The sequence below is a fragment of the Stenotrophomonas sp. YJH_SMC_123 genome, from assembly GCF_059368215.1.
Genome location: NZ_JCAFRM010000007.1, coordinates 279,251 through 298,683, shown reverse-complemented (window position 1 = coordinate 298,683; position 19,433 = coordinate 279,251). Strand labels below are relative to the sequence as shown.

Annotated in this window: 15 protein-coding genes and 1 riboswitch; of the genes, 4 read left to right on the top strand and 11 right to left on the bottom strand. The window is 66.9% G+C overall.

What is annotated here, in order from left to right; all coding sequences use genetic code 11:
* Positions 1–144: 144 nt before the first annotated feature.
* Positions 145–1,050 (bottom strand): LysR family transcriptional regulator, encoded by a 906-nt coding sequence (locus tag AC5P5W_RS16605; RefSeq protein ID WP_014648342.1) that lies wholly within the window; start codon positions 1,048–1,050, stop codon positions 145–147.
* Between the two features lie 117 nt (positions 1,051–1,167).
* Between AC5P5W_RS16605 and AC5P5W_RS16600 the strand changes: the two genes are divergently transcribed.
* The gene (locus tag AC5P5W_RS16600; RefSeq protein WP_069117904.1) at positions 1,168–1,941 is read left to right on the top strand and encodes an SDR family oxidoreductase; all 774 of its coding nucleotides are present in this window, start codon (positions 1,168–1,170) and stop codon (positions 1,939–1,941) included.
* A 141-nt stretch (positions 1,942–2,082) separates the two neighbouring features.
* Here AC5P5W_RS16600 and leuB read toward each other — a convergent pair whose 3' ends face one another.
* The 9 genes from leuB to ilvC all read right to left on the bottom strand — a co-directional run bounded on the left by leuB (position 2,083) and on the right by ilvC (position 11,737).
* The gene (leuB, locus tag AC5P5W_RS16595) at positions 2,083–3,144 is read right to left on the bottom strand and encodes a 3-isopropylmalate dehydrogenase (RefSeq protein ID WP_197574640.1); all 1,062 of its coding nucleotides are present in this window, start codon (positions 3,142–3,144) and stop codon (positions 2,083–2,085) included.
* Positions 3,134–3,712, bottom strand: a complete 579-nt coding sequence (gene leuD, locus AC5P5W_RS16590) for a 3-isopropylmalate dehydratase small subunit (protein WP_005410953.1) — start codon at positions 3,710–3,712, stop codon at positions 3,134–3,136. The genes leuB and leuD overlap by 11 nt, the downstream gene beginning before the upstream one ends.
* Positions 3,712–5,130: a 3-isopropylmalate dehydratase large subunit gene (gene leuC / locus AC5P5W_RS16585; RefSeq protein WP_049440614.1), complete on the bottom strand. Its 1,419-nt coding sequence runs from the start codon at positions 5,128–5,130 to the stop codon at positions 3,712–3,714. The genes leuD and leuC overlap by 1 nt, the downstream gene beginning before the upstream one ends.
* 60 nt (positions 5,131–5,190) lie before the next feature.
* A complete protein-coding gene (locus tag AC5P5W_RS16580; protein WP_197574639.1) occupies positions 5,191–5,970 on the bottom strand; it encodes a methyltransferase domain-containing protein in 780 nt (259 codons plus the stop codon).
* A gap of 10 nt (positions 5,971–5,980) precedes the next feature.
* Entirely contained in the window at positions 5,981–7,567 is a 1,587-nt protein-coding gene (locus AC5P5W_RS16575; protein ID WP_049440612.1) for a 2-isopropylmalate synthase, read from the bottom strand.
* Positions 7,564–8,655, bottom strand: coding sequence for a threonine dehydratase (locus AC5P5W_RS16570; RefSeq protein ID WP_049420878.1), 1,092 nt, complete (start codon positions 8,653–8,655; stop codon positions 7,564–7,566). The genes AC5P5W_RS16575 and AC5P5W_RS16570 overlap by 4 nt, the downstream gene beginning before the upstream one ends.
* Positions 8,656–8,751: 96 nt before the next feature.
* On the bottom strand, positions 8,752–9,003 hold the full coding sequence (locus AC5P5W_RS16565) for an ACT domain-containing protein (RefSeq protein ID WP_014648335.1): 252 nt from the start codon (positions 9,001–9,003) through the stop codon (positions 8,752–8,754).
* Positions 8,987–10,723 carry an acetolactate synthase 2 catalytic subunit gene (ilvG, locus tag AC5P5W_RS16560; RefSeq protein WP_014648334.1) on the bottom strand — a complete coding sequence of 579 codons (1,737 nt, stop codon included), beginning with the start codon at positions 10,721–10,723 and terminating at the stop codon, positions 8,987–8,989. The genes AC5P5W_RS16565 and ilvG overlap by 17 nt, the downstream gene beginning before the upstream one ends.
* A 39-nt stretch (positions 10,724–10,762) precedes the next feature.
* Entirely contained in the window at positions 10,763–11,737 is a 975-nt protein-coding gene (gene ilvC / locus AC5P5W_RS16555) for a ketol-acid reductoisomerase (RefSeq protein ID WP_014648333.1), read from the bottom strand.
* A gap of 688 nt (positions 11,738–12,425) precedes the next feature.
* Between ilvC and ggt the strand changes: the two genes are divergently transcribed.
* Positions 12,426–14,144, top strand: coding sequence for a gamma-glutamyltransferase (ggt, locus tag AC5P5W_RS16550; RefSeq protein ID WP_046432417.1), 1,719 nt, complete (start codon positions 12,426–12,428; stop codon positions 14,142–14,144).
* 558 nt (positions 14,145–14,702) lie between these two features.
* Here ggt and AC5P5W_RS16545 read toward each other — a convergent pair.
* Positions 14,703–16,280: a BCCT family transporter gene (locus AC5P5W_RS16545; RefSeq protein WP_111202772.1), complete on the bottom strand. Its 1,578-nt coding sequence runs from the start codon at positions 16,278–16,280 to the stop codon at positions 14,703–14,705.
* Between the two features lie 265 nt (positions 16,281–16,545).
* Positions 16,546–16,647, top strand: a riboswitch (TPP riboswitch).
* An 82-nt stretch (positions 16,648–16,729) separates the two neighbouring features.
* On the opposite strand from AC5P5W_RS16545, the gene thiC reads away from it, so the two are divergent.
* Positions 16,730–18,574, top strand: a complete 1,845-nt coding sequence (gene thiC, locus AC5P5W_RS16540) for a phosphomethylpyrimidine synthase ThiC (RefSeq protein WP_032955989.1) — start codon at positions 16,730–16,732, stop codon at positions 18,572–18,574.
* Between the two features lie 93 nt (positions 18,575–18,667).
* Complete coding sequence (locus tag AC5P5W_RS16535) at positions 18,668–19,339, top strand: ion channel (RefSeq protein WP_197575035.1); 672 nt, start codon at positions 18,668–18,670, stop codon at positions 19,337–19,339.
* The last annotated feature ends 94 nt before the right edge of the window (positions 19,340–19,433 follow it).

Here is a 19,433-nt window from a genome sequence, read left to right as displayed (position 1 = left end):
TGGCGTGGACTGATCTGCTCGCGGGATCTGCTTTCTGTAGAGCCGAGCCATGCTCGGCTGCTCTTCGCTCTTCGCTCTTCGCGCGATGATGGGATGAGTCGAGCATGGCTCGACTCTACAGAAGCACCCACGCATGGCGTGGATCTACTGCAGCTGCAGGCCGATCCGCAGCACTGGCAGCAGCCACTCGACGAACACCTGCACGCGCAGTGCACGGTGTTGCCGATGCGGTTGCAGCAGGGTCACCGGCAGCGGCTGCGCCGCGTACTGCGGCATCACCTCCACCAATGCGCCTGACTGCAGCTCGGCCTGCACGTCGTAGCGCGGAATCTGCAACAGCCCCAATCCCGCCACGCAGCACGCGATCGAGGCCTCGGCGCTGTTCACGCGTACCCAGCCGGGCATCGGCAGCGTGCGCAGCTGGCCGCCATCCTGCCATTCCCACGGTTCCACCCGTGCCGTGGTCGGCGATGCGTAGTTCACCGCGCGGTGCTGCTGCAGGTCGGCAGGGTGCTGCGGCATGCCGTGCTCGCGCAGGTAGGCCGGCGCGGCCACGTTGACGAAGTCGAGTTGGCCCAGCGTGCGCGCCACCAGGCTGGAATCGCCCAGCTGGCCGACCCGCAGCACGGCATCGCAGCCGTCTTCGATCAGGTTCACCGCGCGGTCGGTCATGCCCAGGTCCAGTTCCACCTGCGGGTAGCGCGCGAAGAAATCCGGCAACGCCGGGGCGATGATGCGACGGCCGATGCGGCTGGGTACGTCGATCTTCAGCAAACCGGCCGGTTGCGCGTCGTCCTGCCGGAACAGCGACTCGGCGTCTTCAACCTCCGCGATCAGGCGCAGGCAGCGGGCATGGAACACGTCGCCGTCATGGGTGGTGGATACCCGTCGGGTCGAGCGCTGCAGCAGGCGGGTGCCAAGCCGCTGTTCCAGCTCGGCAATCGCCGCCGAGACGGTCGAACGGGGCAGGCCGAGCTGGTCGGCGGCGCGGGTGAAGCTCGCGCACTCCACGACCCGGGTGAAGATGCGGAAGCGATCGATCCGGTCCATTGTTCGCTGGCTCTGGAAAGTTAAGTCAATGTGGCGGGCTTTATCCGCTTTTTCTGCACGATATCGTCGTCAGGGCAGGGTTGCCACCCCGGGCAGCCCCCTCCCGAGACCGAAGCCATGACCGAGCATTCCCTCAAGGGCAAGACCGTGCTGATCGCCGGTGGCGCCAAGAACCTGGGCGGCCTGATCGCCCGCGACTTCGCCGCACAGGGCGCCAAAGCCATCGTCATCCACTACAACAGTGCCGCGACCCAGGCCGATGCAGAAGCAACCGTTGCCGCCGTGCAGGCGGCCGGCAGCAAGGCGGTGGCCCTGCAGGGCGACCTGACCTCGGCGGCAGCGATGGAGCGCTTGTTCGCCGATGCCGTGGCCGCAGCCGGCCGTCCCGACATCGCCATCAATACGGTCGGCAAGGTATTGAAGAAGCCGCTGCTGGACATCAGCGAAGCGGAGTACGACGAGATGAGCGCGGTCAACGCCAAGGCGGCGTTCTTCTTCCTCAAGGAAGCAGGCCGCCACGTCAATGACGGTGGCCGCATCTGCACCCTGGTCACCTCGCTGCTGGGTGCGTTCACGCCGTTCTATTCCAGCTATGCCGGCACCAAGGCGCCGGTCGAGCATTTCACCCGCGCGGCGTCAAAGGAGTTCGGTGAGCGCGGCATCTCGGTGACTGCGATCGGGCCGGGCCCGATGGACACGCCGTTCTTCTACCCGGCCGAGAGTGCCGATGCACAGGCGTACCACAAGACCGCGGCCGCGCTCTCGGCGTTCACCCGTACCGGCCTGACCGACATCGCCGACATCGTGCCGTGGATCCGCTTCCTGGTCACCGATGGCTGGTGGATGACCGGGCAGACCATCCTGGTCAATGGTGGGTACACCACCAAATAATGCAGCCGCGCATGGCGTGGATCTGCTGCGCGACATTCGAACGATCCACGCATGGCGTGGATCTACAGTAGAGCCACCCCATGGGTGGCTGCGCACAATGACCAAAGGCAGAGGCGCCACGCATGGAGTGGCACCATCGGATCAGTTGAGTTTGGCCAGCACCGCATCCGTGGCGGCGGCGGTACTCACGGCCTGGCCCTTGGCGGCCAGGTCGGCAGTGAACACCCCATCATCCAGCACCGCGTGCACCGCCGCTTCCACTGCTGCGGCTTCGGCTTCCAGCCCCAGCGAATGGCGCAGCAGCATCGCCGCGCTGAAGATCGTCGCGTAGGGATTGGCGATGCCCTTGCCGGCGATGTCCGGGGCCGAACCGTGGATCGGTTCGTAGATGCCGACCGCACCCGGTTCACCCAGCGAGGCCGAGGGCAGCAGGCCGAGTGAGCCGGCCAGCATCGAGGCTTCGTCGGTGAGGATGTCGCCGAACATGTTCTCGGTGACGATCACGTCGTACTCGCGCGGCTTGGCCAGCAGGTGCATGGCCATCGAATCGACCAGTTGGTGCTCCAGCGCCACCTCCGGGAACTCCTCGCGGCCGATGCGCGCGGCCACGTCGCGCCACAGGCGCGAGGTTTCCAACACGTTGGCCTTGTCCACCGAGGTGACCTTGCCACGCCGCTGCCGGGCCAGGCGGAAGGCACTGCGCAGCACGCGCTCGATCTCGGCCACGGTGTAGCGGCACAGGTCGCTGGCACTGTCGGCATCGCGGGTCTTGTCGCCGAAGTAGATGCCGCCGGTCAGTTCGCGCACCACCACGAAGTCCACACCCTGCAGCAGCTCGGCCTTGATCGGCGAGGCGTGCAGCGCGGCCTCATGGGTGCGCACCGGGCGCAGGTTGGCGTACAGGCCGAGCGCCCTGCGGATCGCCAGCAGGCCCTGTTCCGGACGCACCTTGGCGTTCGGGTCGGACCACTTCGGGCCACCGACTGCGCCCAGCAGCACCGCGCTGGCGGCCTGGCAGGCGGCCAGGGTCGACGCCGGCAGCGGTTCGCCGTGGCGGTCGATGGCGATGCCACCGATGTCGTGCTCGCTGAAGGTGAAGGTGTGGTTGAAGCGTTCGGCGACGGCCTTCAGGACGGCGACTGCCGCGGCGGCCACTTCCGGGCCGATGCCATCACCGGGCAGGACAACAATTTCAGCGTGCATGCTCACTCTCGTAACGTTCGATTTCAGGGACACGGCCCAACAGATACCCCAACTGGTCGACACCTTCCAGCAGGCAGGTCTGCGAGAAGCCGTCCAGCGGGAAGGAATAGACGCGGCCGTCCGGCGTGCGCAGTTCGCGCGCGGCCACGTCGATGGTCAGCTCATCATCCGGGCGCTGCATCAGCGCCTGCACGTCGGCCTCGTCCAGCACGATCGGCAGCAGGCCGTTCTTCAGCGAGTTGCCACGGAAGATGTCGGCGATCTCGCTGCTGACGATGGCGCGCAGGCCCAGGTCGGTCAGCGCCCACGGTGCATGTTCGCGCGACGAGCCGCAGCCGAAGTTGCGACCCGCCAGCAGGATGCTGCGGCCGGCGTTGTGCGGCTGGTTGAAGGCGAAGTCGGCCACCGGTGAACCGTCGGCCTGCCAGCGCCAGTCATTGAAGGCGTTGCGGCCCAGGCCGGCGCGTTCGGTGGTGGACAGGAACCGCGCCGGGATGATCTGGTCGGTGTCGATGTTGGTCTGGCGCAGCACCACGCTGGCCGAGGTCAAGGTACGGAAACCGGCCATCACGCCACCTCCTGTGCGAACAGCTCGCGGGTGTCGGCGACATGCCCGTTCACCGCGGCCCACGCCGCGCTCATCGGTGAGGCCAGCAGGGTGCGCGAACCGGGACCCTGGCGGCCTTCGAAATTACGGTTGCTGGTACTCACGGCCAGTTGCCCGGGCGCGACCAGATCACCATTCATGGCGATGCACATCGAGCAGCCCGGCTCGCGCCATTCGGCACCGGCCGCGCGCACGATGTCATGGATGCCTTCGGCCTCGGCCTCTCGCTTGACGATCTCCGAGCCCGGCACCACCAGCATGCGCACCCGGTCGGCCACGCGACGACCGCGCAGTACCTGCGCCACCTCACGCATGTCACTCAGGCGGCCGTTGGTGCAGGAACCGACGAACACCACGTCCACCGGTGTTCCGGCCAGCGCCTTGCCGGCCTGGAAATGCATGTAGTCCAGGCCCTTCTGTGCGGCGGCATCGTTGGCGGCCGGGATCGGCGCATCCACCGCGATGGCGGTACCCGGGTGGGTGCCCCAGGTCAGGGTCGGGCGGATATCGGCGGCGTCGATGTGCACTTCGCTGTCGAAGCGCGCGCCGTCATCACTGCGCAGCTGCTGCCAGCGCGCCACCGCAGCCTCGAAATCGGCGCCCTTTGGGCCGCGCGGGGTGTTGGCGACGAAGTCGAAGGTGACCTGGTCCGGCGCCACCATACCGGCACGCGCACCCGCTTCGATCGACATGTTGCACAGGGTCATGCGCTGTTCCATGTCCATCGCTTCGATGGTGCTGCCGCGGAACTCGATCACGTGGCCGGTGCCGCCATTGACGCCGATCACGCCGATGATGTGCAGGACCACGTCCTTGGCGCCGACACCCGGCGCCAGCGGCCCATCGACGGTGATCGCCAGCGTCTTCGCCTTGCGCTGCAGCAGGCATTGCGTGGCCAGCACGTGGCCGACCTCGCTGGTGCCGATGCCGAACGCCAGCGAACCGAAGGCACCGTGGGTGGAGGTGTGGCTGTCGCCGCAGACGATGGTCATGCCCGGCTGGGTGAAGCCCTGCTCGGGCGCGATCACGTGGACGATGCCGCGGTTGTCCGAGGCCATGTCGAACAGCTCGATGCCGTGCTCGGCGCAGTTGCGCGCCAGCGTGGCGACCTGTGCCTCGGAGGCGGCGCTGGCATAGGGCAGCGTGCCGTCCGCGGCGGCCGGCAGGGTCGGCGTGGAGTGGTCCATCGTCGCCTTGGTGCGGTCCGGCCGGCGCGGCGACAAGCCGCGTTCGCGCAGTTCGGTGAAGGCCTGCGGCGAGGTCACCTCGTGGATCAGGTGCAGGTCGATGTACAGCACGGCGGGCGCGCTGTCGGATTCGGGAACCACCACGTGGGCGTCCCACAGTTTGTCGTACAGGGTGCGGGGTGCGGAAGTCATGCGTATGCCTGGCAGAAGTACGAAATAGCGAACATCAGTAAGGAAAGCGGAACGGTCAAGTCAGCGACGGCGGGCGAGCACACGCAGGCGCACGTAGTCGGCCAGCGGCTGGCCAGATGCGTCACGCGGCAGCTCGGCCAGCAGTGCGGTGGCCGCCTCGCGCACGGTGGCGCGGGCCTCGGCCGGCAGGTCGTCCAGCAGCGGTGCGGCGAATACCCGCAGCCAGCCGGCCACGCCGGTCGGCAGTGCGGTCGGGCGCGGCGTGCACTCGATCAGTTGCACCTGGAAGCCATGCTGGCGCAGGCGATCGGCGTAGGCATCGGCCGTCGGGAAGTACCACCGGAAGGTGCTGACGCCATGCCCGTGGGCCACGCGCGCGGCCTGCACGGCCGCGACGATCGTGGCCACGTTGCCGTGGCCGCCGAACTCCGCGACGAAGCGGCCACCGGGGCGCAGGGCGCGGCGCACGCCTTCCAGCACGCGGTCCGGAGTCGTCATCCAATGCAGTGCCGCATTGCTGAACACCGCATCGAACTCGCTGTCGAACGACAGTGCGTGGCCGTCCATCAGCTGGGCGTCGACGCCGCGCGCACGGGCGGCGATCACCAGTTCCGGCGAGGCATCCACGCCGTGGATGCGCGCACCGCTCAGGGCCAGTTCGGTGCTGAGTACGCCATCGCCACAGCCCAGGTCGAGGATGCGCTCACCGGCGCGCGGGTCGAGCAGGCGCGATACCGCACCGCCGAGCAGCGGCACGAAGCCGGCATCGATCGCATAGTCCTGGGCGTTCCACTGCTGGCCAGCGGCGCTGGCCGGGATGGGGGTGTCGAAGGCGCTCATGGTGGGATCCTCAGGCGGTGGCGGAAGCGGGAACGTCGGTGCTGCTGTGGACGGCGGCCTGACGCTGGCGCAGCAGGCGGTTGGCCACATCCAGCCAGGCCAGCGCGGAGGCTTCGATGATGTCCTTGCTGGTGCCGGTGCCGTCGTACTCCACGCCGTCATGGCGCACACTCAGGTTGGCTTCGCCACGCGCATCGGCACCGATGCCGACGCTGTGCACGTGATAGCTGTCCAGCATCAGCTGCACGCCGGTGGCGGCCGACAGCGCGCCGAACAGCGCATCGACCGGGCCGTCGCCCTGCGCGGTCTCGGCCACGCGGTTGCCATCCGGGTCGGACAGTTCGACCAGCGCGTTGGCGCGGCTGCCGACGTCGCTGATGGTCATCGAGGCCAGGCGGTAGCCCTGCGCGCTGGAGCCGCCCTGCATCAACGTCTGCAGGTCGGCATCGGTGACCACGCGCTGCTGTTCGCACAGGCCCTTGAACTGCTCGAACACCAGCTTCAGTTCGTCTTCGTCCAGCCAGAAGCCCAACGCACGCAGGCGCGCTTCGACGGCGGCGCGGCCACTGTGGCGGCCCAGCACCATCTGCGAATCTTCCCAGCCCACGTCTTCCGGACGCATGATTTCGTAGGTGCCGCGATGGCGCAGCATGCCGTGCTGGTGGATGCCCGATTCATGGGCGAACGCGTTGGCACCGACGATGGCCTTGTTGCGCTGTACCGGCATGCCGACCAGACGCTGCAGCAGCTGCGAAGTGCCGACGATGCGTGGGGTGTTGATCGAACTGTCCTGTTCGTAGAAGGCCTGGCGGACCTTCAGCACCATCGCGATCTCTTCCAGCGAACAGTTGCCGGCGCGCTCGCCGATGCCGTTGATGGTGCACTCGACCTGGCGTGCACCGCCTTCGATGGCGGCCAGCGAGTTGGCCACCGCCAGGCCCAGGTCGTTGTGGCAGTGCGCGCTGAAGATCACGTTGGCCGCGTTCGGCACGTCGGCGACGCCGGCGATGACCTGCTGGAACATCGCGCGGATTTCTTCCGGCGTGGTGAAGCCGACGGTGTCGGGCAGGTTGATGGTGGTGGCGCCGGCGGCAATGGCCACGCGCGAAACCTCGATCAGGTAGTCCAGCTCGGTGCGGGTGGCATCCTCGGCCGAGAACTCGACGTCGTCGATGTAGGAACGGGCCAACGAGACGTGCTTGCGTACCGACTCCAGCACCTGCTCGCGGGTCATCCGCAGCTTGTGCTCGCGGTGCAGCGGGCTGGTCGACAGGAACACGTGCAGGCGCGGGTTGGCTGCCGCTTCCAGTGCACGTGCGGAGGTCTCGATATCGGCCTGCAGGCAGCGCGACAGCACCGCCAGGCTCAGGCTCGGGCGGCGCAGCTCGCGGCCGATCATCGCCATCGCCTCGCGGTCGGATTGCGAGCTGGCCGGGAAGCCGGTCTCGATGATGTCCACGCCCAGTTCGTCCAGCGCACGCGCCATCACCAGCTTCTGCGGCGGGCTCATGCTGCAGCCGGGGGACTGCTCGCCGTCACGCAGGGTGGTGTCGAAGATGCGGATGCGCGGGGTGGTAATTCGTTCGATGGTGGTCACAGGGAAATCTCCTCGACAGCGGGTGCGACGGCTTGCAGGGGGGAAGGGGAAGAGGCGGGGGAGGCGAGGGCGCTGGCCTTGGTCGGCGAGCGCGGGGTTTCGCTGCGCCGTCGCCGCGGTTTGCGTGGCGGGCGCGGACGGATGTCGGTGAGCAGGCCGGCCAGGACACCGGCATCGATGTTGCCGCCGGACACCACCGCACACTTGCGGCGGCCGGCGACGCGGCGGCCGGCCGCCAGCGCCAACGCGCCCGCGCCCTCGGCGATGATGTGTTCCTCCAGCGCAAGCCGGACCAGCGTTTCGCGCAGTTCGGCCTCGCGCACGATCACCACATCGTCCAGCAGCGAGGTGCACAGGCGGCGGGTCAGGAAGCCGGGAATCTTCACCCGCACGCCGTCGGCCAGAGAGGCAACCGGGGCGATCTCGCGCACGTCGCCGCGGATCGCACGTGCCATCGAATCGACGCCTTCCACCTGCGCGCCAATCACGCGAACGCCCTGCGATTTCAGCGCCAGTGCAACGCCGGAGGCCAGTCCACCGCCGCCGATCGGCACGATCACCACGTCCGGCGCGTGTGCGGCCAGCTCGATGCCGACCGTGCCCTGGCCCGCGATCACATCGGCGTCGTCGAACGCGGACAGGAAGCGGTAGCCGTGTCGCTGTGCCAGTTCGACCGCGAAGGCGTAGGCCTCGTCGTAGCTGGTGCCGTGCTGGCGAACGGTCGCGCCCCAGTGGGCGACGCCGGCGATCTTGGTGGCCGGTGCGCCATGCGGCATCACGGTGATGGCCGGCACGTCCAGGCGGTAGGCCGCCCACGCCACGCCCTGGGCATGGTTGCCGGCCGAGGCGCAGATCACCGGCCGGGTATCGCCGCGCTCGCGGCCGGCCAGCAGCGCGTTCAACGCGCCGCGTACCTTGTAGGACCCGGTGCGCTGCAGGTTCTCCAGCTTCAGCCAGGTGCCGAAGCGCTCGGCATGGTGCAGCGGGGTAGGCGGCAGGAAGCGCCGCAGCCGGGCCTGCGCCGCCAGTACGTCGGCGACGCTTACGTCGCCGACATCGCTTTCCTGGCTGGCATCAGCGGCCGGCATGGGCCACCAGCGCGGTGCGGGCGACCGCCGCATGCGGGCACGGGCGGCGAAGAAGACGCCTCCGTACCGGCACCGTGGTCACTACGGTACGGGTGTTCATACGGATGCTCCTTCCACGGCAGTGACCTGCACGGACACGCAGTCGTAGATCTTCTCGATCTGCCGGCACAGCGTTTCCGCCGGGCGCTGGCCATCCACCACCAGCTGCAGGTGCCAGCGGCCATCGTCGTCGGCCACCGGCGCACCGCTGATCGCGCGCGGTGCGAAGCCGCGGCGTTCGGCCATGCCGATCACGCGCAGCAGCGCGCCTTCGGCCGGGTGCAGCACCAGGTCAAGCCGGTATTGCATTGGGGGTCTCCTGGCGGGCATGGGCGGGGTTGCTTTCCAGCATCGTGCTGTTGGCGGTGTTCGGCGGCACCAGTGGCCACACGTTGGCACGTGCATCGATGGCCACGTGCAGCAGGGCCGGGCCCGGTTCGGCCAGCAGCGCGGCCAGGCCGCCTTCCACGTCGTCGCGGTTGTCGATGCGGGTGGCGGCGATGCCGAACACCTGTGCCAGCGCCACGAAGTCCGGGTTGTCGGACAGGTCGATCTCGCTGTAACGCTCGGCGAAGAACAGTTCCTGCCACTGCCGCACCATGCCCAGCGAACTGTTGTCCAGCAGCACGATCTTCACCGGCAGGCGGCAACGCGCGATGGTCGCCAGCTCCTGCACGTTCATCATGAAGCTGCCGTCGCCGGACACCAGCACCACGGTGCGCTCCGGGCATGCGAACTGCGCCCCCATCGCCGCCGGCAGGCCGAAGCCCATGGTGCCCAGCGCGCCACTGGTCAGGTGGTTGCGCGGGTGGTTGAAGCGGCAGTGCTGCGCCACCCACATCTGGTGCTGGCCGACATCGCAGGCGATCACCGCATCGGCCGGGGCCAGCTCGCTCAGGCGCTTCAGCAGCGCCGGGGCATAGATGTGCTGGCCCGGTGCGTCGTAGCGTGCCGAGAAGCGGTCGCGGTGCTGCGCGCAACGCCTGCGCCACGCGTCCTGGTGGGCCTTGGGGGAGGGGAAGGCCGCACGCAGGGCACGGATGGCATGGCCGACGTTGCCAGGCACGGCGACATCGGCGCTGCGCAGCTTGGAGATCTCGTAGGCGTCGGCATCGATATGGACGACGCGGGCGAACGGTGCGAACTCGGCCAGCTTGCCGGTGGCGCGGTCGTCGAAGCGTGCACCCAGCACCAGCAGCAGGTCGCTTTCCTGCACCGCCATGTTGGCCGCGCGGGTACCGTGCATGCCCAGCATGCCCAGTGACTGCGGATGGCTGGCCGGCAGCGCGCCCAGGCCACGCAGGGTCATCACGGTGGGGATGGCGCTGGCTTCGACGAAGTCGCGCAGGTCCTGCACCGCATCGCCCAGCGCGATGCCGCCACCGGCGTAGACCACCGGCTTCTCGGCGGCCGCCAGTGCGGCGATGGCTTCGGCGATGGCCGCTTCGGCCGGCGCAGGTGGCGGCTCGACGCTGCTCGGCACGTGCGCCGGCAGGTGGCTGGCATCGGCCAGCTGCACGTCCTTGGGCAGGTCGATCAGCACCGGGCCGGGCCGGCCCTCGCGGGCGACGCGGAAGGCATCGGCGACCACGCGCGGCAGGTCGTCGACGCTGCGCACCAGCCAGCTGTGCTTGACGATCGGCATGGTCAGGCCGAACACATCCAGTTCCTGGAAAGCGTCAGTACCCAGCAGCGGCGTGGCGACCTGGCCGGTGATGCAGACCATCGGCACCGAATCCAGCATCGCATCGGCAATGCCGGTGACCAGGTTGGAGGCGCCCGGGCCGGAGGTGGCCACGCAGACGCCGACCTGGCCGCTGGCGCGGGCGAATCCATTTGCCGCCAGTGCGGCACCCTGCTCGTGGCGCACCAGGATGTGCTTCAGCGACGAATCCACCAGCGCGTCGTAGAACGGCATGATGGTGCCGCCGGGATAGCCGAACAGCGTGCGGATGCCTTCGGCTTCCAGCGCCTGGGTCAGCCAGCGCGCGCCGTTGGGCGGCGCGCTGCGGTGTGTGGAAGAGTTCATGGGGGAACCTTGCAAAGCGGGTGGGGGAGGGCCGCGCGGTTACGCGGCCTGTCCTTGCAACCAGACCATCTTGGCGCGCAGTTCCTTGCCCACCTTCTCGATCGGGTGCTCCAGGTCGGCCTGCTTGAACCGGTTGTAGTTCGGCAGGCCCGCTTCGTACTCGGCCACCCAGTTCTTGGTGAAGGTGCCGTCCTGGATGTCCTTCAGCACTTCCTTCATGCGCGCCTTGGTGCCGGCGTCGATCACCCGCGGGCCGCTGACGTAGTCGCCGTACTGCGCGGTCTCGGAGATGAATTCCAGCATGCGGGAGATACCGCCTTCATAGAACAGGTCGACGATCAGCTTCAGTTCGTGCAGCACTTCGTAGTAGGCGATCTCCGGCTGGTAGCCCGCTTCGACCAGGGTCTCGAAACCGGCCTGCACCAGTGCCGAGGCACCGCCGCACAGCACCGCCTGCTCGCCGAACAGGTCGGTCTCGGTCTCTTCCTTGAAGGTGGTCTGGATCAGGTTGGCGCGTGCACCGCCGAGGCCGGCCGCATAGGCCAGTGCGTACTCGGCCGCCTTGCCGCTCTTGTCCTGGTAGACCGCCCAGATGCAGGGCACGCCACGGCCGATCTCGTACTCGCGGCGCACCAGCGCGCCCGGACCCTTGGGCGCAACCAGCACCACGTCCAGGTCGTCGCGCGGCCTGATCATGTCGAAGTGCACGTTCAGGCCGTGCGCGAACAGCAGCACCGCACCCTGCTTCATGTTCGGCGCCAGCACGTCGTCGTAGAGCTTCTTCTGCACCATGTCCGGGGTCAGCACGGCGACCAGGTCCGCATCCTTCACCGCGTCGGCCGGTGCTTTCACGGTGAAGCCGTCGGCCTGTGCCTTGACTTCGGTCGGGCCGCCCGGACGCAGGCCTACCACCACGTCGAAGCCGGATTCGCGCAGGTTCAGTGCGTGGGCGCGGCCCTGGCTGCCGTAGCCGATGACGGCGATCTTGGTCTGGGGCAGGTCGTTGGTGCTCATGGGGGAGGTTCCTTGCGGTGGGAAGAAAAAAAGAACGGCCGGTCGTCGAGGTGACGTACCGGCCGGTCAGGGGAAAGCGGTGGAGGAGGCACCATGCGCCGCGCAGGCACAGCCACCACGAGGCGTGGCGGCGGTGTGGGTCCGGGTTTTGCGTTGGGCGTTGTGCATGGTGGTTGCGTCTGAAACCAGGTTCTGAAATGAAAAAACCCGCACCGGGGCGGGTGCGGGTTTTTGAAGAGTTCCGGTGTATTCGTTGCTTACACGCTGGCTCGTCCCGCACCTGTTGGTTGGGTAATAAGTACGAGCACAAGAATCGAACGCAGCGAGGCGGCGCCGATGTGGGCGGCTTCGTTGTGGGTTCGCGGTGGCGTGTTGTGATGCAACATGTGATCGAGAGAAACACAGCCGTTTTGGCGATGTCAACCCTCGCGACGGAATTCTTGTTGGTTTCCGTTGCATCCGGCGCAATCGCCTGTGGCACAAGGATGGTTGCCGCTGAAAGTGTTTCGGTGAACCGGAATTCACTCCTTTCAGGGCGGTTTTTGCGCGGAATCCGGCGGATCCTCGCCTTGCTGGGTGCGGACCTTGCACACCCACCCCAGGATCAACGTCCATGACCTCTGCCCGATACCCCAGGATGGCCGCAGCGGCGAAGATCGGGGGACCACCCTTCCATCGGAACCCGACCGTGTCCCGACGCCTTGCCCGTTCCCTGCTGGCCGCCGCTGTACTGGCCGCTGTGCCCGCACTGTCTTCGGCCGCCGACCGCATCACCGGCCACACCTTTGCCACCCGTTCGGAGGTGATCGCCCCGCATGCGATGGCCGCTACCTCGCAGCCGCTGGCTACCCAGATTGCACTGGACGTGATGAAGGGGGGAGGCTCGGCGGTGGACGCGGCGATCGCCGCCAACGCCGCGCTTGGCCTGATGGAGCCGACCGGCAACGGCATCGGTGGCGACCTGTTCGCCATCGTCTGGGACCCGAAGACGCAGAAGCTCTACGGCTACAACGGTTCGGGGCGCTCGCCGAAGTCGCTGACCCTGGCCGAGTTCCAGCGACGTGGCCTGAAGGACATCCCGGCTACCGGCCCGCTGCCAGTCTCCGTGCCCGGCGCGGTCGACGGCTGGTTCGCGCTGCACGACCGCTTCGGCCGCAAGCCGATGGCCGACAACCTGGCGCCGGCCATCCGCTACGCGCGCGAGGGCCATCCAGTCGCCGAGGTGATCGCCTACTACTGGGACCGCTCGGTGCCCAAGCTGTCGCAGTACCCGGGCTTCAAGGAGCAGTTCACGATCAACGGCCACGCCCCGCGCAAGGGCGAGATGTGGAAGAACCCGAACCTGGCCAGCACCCTGCAGCAGATTGCCGACGGCGGACGCGATGCCTTCTACAAGGGCGCCATTGCCCACACCATCGGCGACTACTTCAAGGCCAATGGTGGCTACCTGAGCTACCAGGACATGGCCGACCACCATGGTGAGTGGGTCGAACCGGTCAGCAGCAACTACCGTGGCTACGACGTGTGGGAGCTGCCGCCGAACAGCCAGGGCATCGCCGCCCTGCAGATCCTCAACGTGCTGGAAGGCTACGATTTCTCGAAGATCCCGTTCGGTTCACCCGAGCACGTGCACCTGTTCGTCGAAGCGAAGAAGCTGGCCTTCGCCGACCGTGCGCGCTTCTATGCCGACATGGCCTTCCAGCCGGCGCCGGTGCAGAAGCTGATCTCCAAGGAATACGCCGCGCAGCGCCGCGCACTGATCTCGATGGACAAGGCGCTGAAGGAAGTGCAGCCGGGCACGCCGAAGCAGCTGGAAGAAGGCGACACGATCTACATGACCGTGGCCGACGCCGACGGCATGATGGTGTCGTTGATCCAGTCCAACTACCGCGGCATGGGCAGCGGCATGGCGCCGCCGGGACTGGGCTTCATCCTGCAGGATCGTGGCGAGATGTTCGTGCTGCAGAAGAACCATCCCAACGGCTATGCACCGGGCAAGCGGCCGTTCCAGACGATCATCCCGGCGTTCATCACCAAGGGCGGCAAGCCGTACGCCAGCTTCGGCGTGATGGGCGGCGCGATGCAGCCGCAGGGCCACGCGCAGATTGTGATGAACCTGGTGGATTTCGGCATGAACCTTCAGGAAGCCGGTGACGCACCGCGCATCCAGCACGAGGGCTCGACCGAACCGACCGGACAGGCCACGGCGATGACCGACGGTGGTGAAGTGAATCTGGAAACCGGCTTCCCGTACGAGACGGTGCGTGCGCTGATGCGCAAGGGGCATCGCATCGTGTTCGCCGATGGGCCTTATGGCGGGTACCAGGCGATCATGCGCGACCCCGAGAGCGGGGTTTATTACGGAGCTTCGGAGAGTCGCAAGGATGGGCAGGCGGCGGGGTATTGAGGGTTCCCGGCCACCGGGCTGAGCCCCCTCTGCGGTGGGTTCAGAAGCGGAATAGCTTGTTGGGCCGGGTGGGTAGGCTGTTCGGGGGACGCCGCAAGTACGTCCTTGTAGGCTTGGCAGCCGCATCCATGCGGCTGACACCCCCGCCCAGCCCACCCACCCGGCCTCTGACAGTTTTCTGCGGCCGCCACCGCAGGAAGAAAAAAGAAGATCAAAAGCAACAGCAACAGCAACAGCCGCGTGCTGATGGTTGGGGTCGGATCCGTTTTCCGCAGGAAAACGGATCCGACCCCTTCTTGTTTTCCGATACACCTCATCCACGCATGGCGTGAAGAACCAACCGTCACCGGAAATCTGTCGGGGGTGGGGCGGTGTGGGTGGGCAGGACCGTTGGCGCCATGGATGGCGCCATCGAGCCCCCATGGATGGGTTCACGGCGTGTCCTGCCCACCCACACCGCCTCGCCCAGCCAGCAGTAACCCAGAGCCGCTTTGGCTTCTGCACTTGCACTTGCACTTGCTTGAAAAAAGCGGTGCAGCCGCAGGCTGCAAAACACCCTCAATCCTGATCGTGCGCGCGCGCGGCCTCGGCCTGCGTCTCCTCCTGTGCCGCCATCTCGCGTGCGATCCACGCATCGATCATGTGCCGCTGGCGCTGCGCCTGCCGCCGCTCCCGCGTGTACTCCTGGTCCAGCACCCGGTACAGCGACACCATCACCAGCACCATCAGCAGCGCGAATGGCAACGCCGCAATCGTGATCATGCCCTGCAGTGCATCCAGGCCACCGGCCAGCAGCAAGGCCGCTGCGATCAACGCCACCGCGATGCCCCAGGCCAGCTTGCGCTTCAACGGAGGATCGCCTGCTTCGTCAGTGGACATGCTGGCCAGCACCAGTACCGCCGAGTCGGCCGAGGTCACGAAGAAGATCATCAGCAGTACCAGTGCGATGCACGACAGCAGCAGCGGCAGCGGCATGCTGTCGAACAGCGTGAACAGCACGGTCTCGTAGCCATTGCCCAGCGCCTGCACCAGGTCGGCATGGCCGAAGATCTGTGCCCACAGCGCGGTGCCGCCGAATACCGCGAACCAGAAGAAGCCCAGCAGCGTCGGCGCGAGCACTACGCCGATCACGAACTCGCGCACGCTGCGGCCGCGCGAGATGCGTGCGATGAACGACCCCACGAACGGTGCCCACGAGATCCACCAGGCCCAGTAGAAGATTGTCCAGTCCGCCACCCAGGTGCTGCCGGAGAACGGTGACATGCGCAGGCTCATCGTCACCAGCTGGTTGAGGTAGGAGCCCAGCGTGGTGGTGAACGTATCAAAGATGAAGCCGGTCGGCCCCAGCACCAGCAGGATGGCGGCCAGCAGGGCAGCCAACGCCAGGTTGAAATTGGACAGCCACTTCACACCTCGCTCCACGCCACTGGCGGTGGACGCCATATACAGCACGAAGGCGACGGCAATGATGGTCATCTGCACTGCGACGGTAGCCTGCACGCCGAACACGCGCTCGATGCCGGCGGCGATCTGGATGGTGCCGAAGCCCAGCGTAGTCGCGACACCGATCGCGGTGGCGACCACTGCAGCGATGTTGACCACCCTACCGATCCAGCCGCGATGGTGGCGGCCGATGATCGGCTGCAGCATGTCGCTGACCAGGCCGCGGCCGTTGCGGTTGAACTGGAACCAGGCCATTGCCAGCCCGATCAGCGCATAGATGGCCCACGGGTGCAGGCCCCAGTGGAAGAATGCATAGCGCATCGAGGCGCGTGCCGCATCCAGGCTCTGCGGAGCAAGCCCTTCCGGTGGCTTGCTGAAGTGCGAAATGGGCTCGGCGGCGCCCCAGAACACCAGGCCGATGCCCATGCCGGCGGCGAACAGCATCGACATCCAGCTGGCTCGCGAGAACTCGGGCTCGGCGTCTTCGCCACCGATGCGCAGGTTGCCGAAGCGACCGAAAGCCAGGTACATCAGGAACACCAGGGCCAGGAATACCACCAGCAGGTACAGCCAGCCGACGCTGCGGATGACTTCTGCCAGCATCGACTGCACCACGGCATTGAAGGGGCCTGGTGCAATACCGGCAAGCAGCACCAGCAGGAGAACCAGTGCGATGGAAACGCGAAACACCATGAAGGAGCTTCTCCGATCAAGGGATTGAGGGGAGCGAGCAGAGCTTGCAGCGAAGGACCGGCGGCATGCAGCGCGAACCGGGCAGGGGCCGCGTCGGCGGCGAAGGACGCATCGGTCGCTGGAGGGCGACGGACGTGCACGTTACTGAACGCGACGTCATGGTTCTGTTAACGAACAACGATCCGGATCAGATCCGCTTTCCACAGGAAAGCGGATCTGACCGCGGGGGCAACTCCCGGAGCGGGCGGTCTATGCTCTAATGCACGCCAAGAAGCGGGGGTACCGCGGCCATGTGGCCACGGTTGAGACAGTCCCTTGGAACCTGATCCGGCTCATACCGGCGTAGGGAAGCTTTGCAGTGCAGCCGTGCCCGGACACCGCCCAAGGACCGTCCGTGCGCGGTCGCAGTGCGCCGCCGCTTCGTCCCTGACCTTCCTGGACGATGCCCGATGAACGCACAGCTCTCCGCCCTGCAGCAACAGGCCCAGCAACTCTCCGAATCCGTGACCCGGCCCATTCCCGGCTCGCGCAAGATCCACGTACCCGGTTCGCGTCCGGATCTGCAGGTGCCGATGCGCGAGATCGCGTTGACCCGCACGCCGACGCTGTTCGGCGGCGAGGAGAATGCACCGGTCACGGTCTACGATACGTCGGGCCCGTACACCGATCCGGACGCGCGTATCGATCTGTCCGCGGGCCTGCCGGCGCTGCGTCGTGGCTGGGTGGAGGAGCGCGGCGATACCGAACAGCTCGACGGCCTGAGTTCGTCGTTCGGCCGCGACCGCGAGCACGATCCGAAGCTCGATGCTGTGCGCTTCCCCACACGCAGCCTGCCGCGACGTGCACGTGCAGGCGCGAACGTCACCCAGATGCACTATGCGCGCCGCGGCATCATCACGCCGGAAATGGAATTCGTCGCCATCCGCGAAAACCAGCGGCTGGACGCGATCCGCGATGCCGGCCTGCTGCAGCAGCACCCGGGCGAGGCGTTCGGCGCCTCGATCCAGAAGATCATCACGCCGGAGTTCGTGCGCGATGAAATCGCGCGCGGCCGCGCGGTGCTGCCCAACAACATCAACCATCCGGAAAGCGAGCCGATGATCATCGGCCGCAACTTCCTGACCAAGATCAACGCCAACATCGGCAACAGCGCGGTGTCCTCGGGCATTGCCGAAGAGGTGGAGAAACTGGTGTGGGCGATCCGCTGGGGTGGTGACACCGTGATGGACCTGTCCACCGGCAAGCACATCCACGAAACCCGCGAGTGGATCATCCGCAACTCGCCGGTGGCGATCGGTACCGTGCCGATCTACCAGGCGCTGGAGAAGGTCGACGGCCGCGCCGAAGCGCTCACCTGGGAGATCTTCCGCGACACGCTGATCGAGCAGGCCGAGCAGGGCGTGGACTACTTCACCATCCACGCCGGCGTGCTGCTGCGCTACGTGCCGCTCACCGCCAAGCGCGTGACCGGGATCGTCAGCCGTGGTGGTTCGATCATGGCCAAGTGGTGCCTGGCGCACCACAGGGAGAATTTCCTCTACACGCACTTCGAAGACATCTGCGAGATCATGAAGGCCTATGACGTGACCTTCTCGCTGGGTGACGGCCTGCGCCCGGGCTGCATCGCCGATGCCAACGACGCGGCCCAGTTCGGTGAGCTGGAGACGCTGGGTGAGCTCACCAAGATCGCCTGGAAGCATGATGTGCAGACCATGATCGAAGGCCCCGGCCACGTGCCGATGCAGCTGATCAAGGAGAACATGGACAAGCAGCTGCGTGAATGCGGCGAAGCGCCGTTCTACACGCTGGGGCCGCTGACCACCGACATCGCGCCGGGCTACGACCACATCACCAGCGCGATCGGTGCGGCGATGATCGGTTGGTTCGGCACGGCGATGCTCTGCTACGTGACGCCGAAGGAACACCTCGGCCTGCCCAATCGCCAGGACGTGCGTGACGGCATCATGGCCTACCGCATCGCCGCGCATGCGGCCGACCTGGCCAAGGGCCATCCGGGCGCGCAGGTACGCGACAACGCACTGAGCAAGGCGCGCTTCGAATTCCGCTGGGAAGACCAGTTCCACCTTGGCCTGGATCCGGAGAAGGCCAGGGAGTTCCATGACGAAACGCTGCCGAAGGATGCGCACAAGCTGTCGCACTTCTGCTCGATGTGCGGCCCGCACTTCTGTTCGATGAAGATCACCCAGGATGTGCGTGACTACGCCGAGGCCGGCATGAAGGAGAAGTCGGAGGAGTTCCGCGCCGCGGGTGCCGAGGTCTACCACCAGGGGTGATGCGCAGACGGTGGTGCCGGCCCGCGGCCGGCACTACCGCTCATCACGCCGCTCCCGGCTATCCTCCGCCCATCATCCCGGGGAAAGGACACCATGCCTGTTGCCATGACCACCCGTTGGCTGGCCATTGCCCGCCGGCATCCTTCGGCCTGGTTGCTGGGCGCGCAGCTGCTGGCGGTGCTGCTGTATCCCGCGCTGGATGACACCGCCGCCGGCCGCGCGGCACTTGGCATGTTCGGCATGGCGGTACTCGGCCTGGCGCTGTGGGTGGTCCAGCGCAGCCCGCTGGGCACCTGGCTGGCGCTGTTGCTGGCCATTCCCTCGGTGGTGTTCTCGTTGGCAGGCGCATTGCTTGATCGCACCGCATTGCTGACCACCGCGCAGGTGCTGGAGAGCCTGCTGTACTTTTACACGGCTGGCGCCCTGATTGCCTACATGCTCCAGGACCACAAGGTCACCCGCGACGAACTGTTCGCCGCAGGCGCAACCTTCACCCTGCTGGCGTGGGCGTTCGCCTTCGCGTTCGCGGTGTGCCAGCAGTGGTATCCGGGCAGTTTCCACGGCACCGGCGGGCAGGCGCAGCGCAGTTGGATGGAGCTGCTTTATCTCAGCTTCAGCTTGCTGTCTGGAGTCGGCTTGAGTGATGTCGTGCCGCTTCATCCACAGGCACGAGCACTGGTCATGCTGGAGCAGTTTTCCGGCGTGATGTACGTGGCTTTGGTGGTTTCGCGGCTGGTCGGATTGACCATGCTGCGGCGCATGTGAAAATGAACGCCAGATAAAAATTTCGCGCCCAAGAGGGCGCGAATGATGTCGCGAATTATGTGAATGCGTCGGCGAGAGAGAGCCTGATGTCGAC

What these genes read in the sequence shown, in the direction of transcription:
- AC5P5W_RS16545 (WP_111202772.1), bottom strand. Translation starts at nt 16,280, where the DNA reads ATGGTGTTTCGCGTTTCCATCGCACTGGTTCTCCTGCTGGTGCTGCTT.
- AC5P5W_RS16600 (WP_069117904.1), top strand. Translation starts at nt 1,168, where the DNA reads ATGACCGAGCATTCCCTCAAGGGCAAGACCGTGCTGATCGCCGGTGGC.
- AC5P5W_RS16535 (WP_197575035.1), top strand. Translation starts at nt 18,668, where the DNA reads ATGCCTGTTGCCATGACCACCCGTTGGCTGGCCATTGCCCGCCGGCAT.
- AC5P5W_RS16565 (WP_014648335.1), bottom strand. Translation starts at nt 9,003, where the DNA reads ATGCAATACCGGCTTGACCTGGTGCTGCACCCGGCCGAAGGCGCGCTG.
- AC5P5W_RS16580 (WP_197574639.1), bottom strand. Translation starts at nt 5,970, where the DNA reads ATGAGCGCCTTCGACACCCCCATCCCGGCCAGCGCCGCTGGCCAGCAG.
- leuD (WP_005410953.1), bottom strand. Translation starts at nt 3,712, where the DNA reads ATGGCCGGTTTCCGTACCTTGACCTCGGCCAGCGTGGTGCTGCGCCAG.
- thiC (WP_032955989.1), top strand. Translation starts at nt 16,730, where the DNA reads ATGAACGCACAGCTCTCCGCCCTGCAGCAACAGGCCCAGCAACTCTCC.
- leuC (WP_049440614.1), bottom strand. Translation starts at nt 5,130, where the DNA reads ATGACTTCCGCACCCCGCACCCTGTACGACAAACTGTGGGACGCCCAC.
- AC5P5W_RS16570 (WP_049420878.1), bottom strand. Translation starts at nt 8,655, where the DNA reads ATGCCGGCCGCTGATGCCAGCCAGGAAAGCGATGTCGGCGACGTAAGC.
- ilvG (WP_014648334.1), bottom strand. Translation starts at nt 10,723, where the DNA reads ATGAACTCTTCCACACACCGCAGCGCGCCGCCCAACGGCGCGCGCTGG.
- leuB (WP_197574640.1), bottom strand. Translation starts at nt 3,144, where the DNA reads ATGCACGCTGAAATTGTTGTCCTGCCCGGTGATGGCATCGGCCCGGAA.
- ilvC (WP_014648333.1), bottom strand. Translation starts at nt 11,737, where the DNA reads ATGAGCACCAACGACCTGCCCCAGACCAAGATCGCCGTCATCGGCTAC.
- AC5P5W_RS16605 (WP_014648342.1), bottom strand. Translation starts at nt 1,050, where the DNA reads ATGGACCGGATCGATCGCTTCCGCATCTTCACCCGGGTCGTGGAGTGC.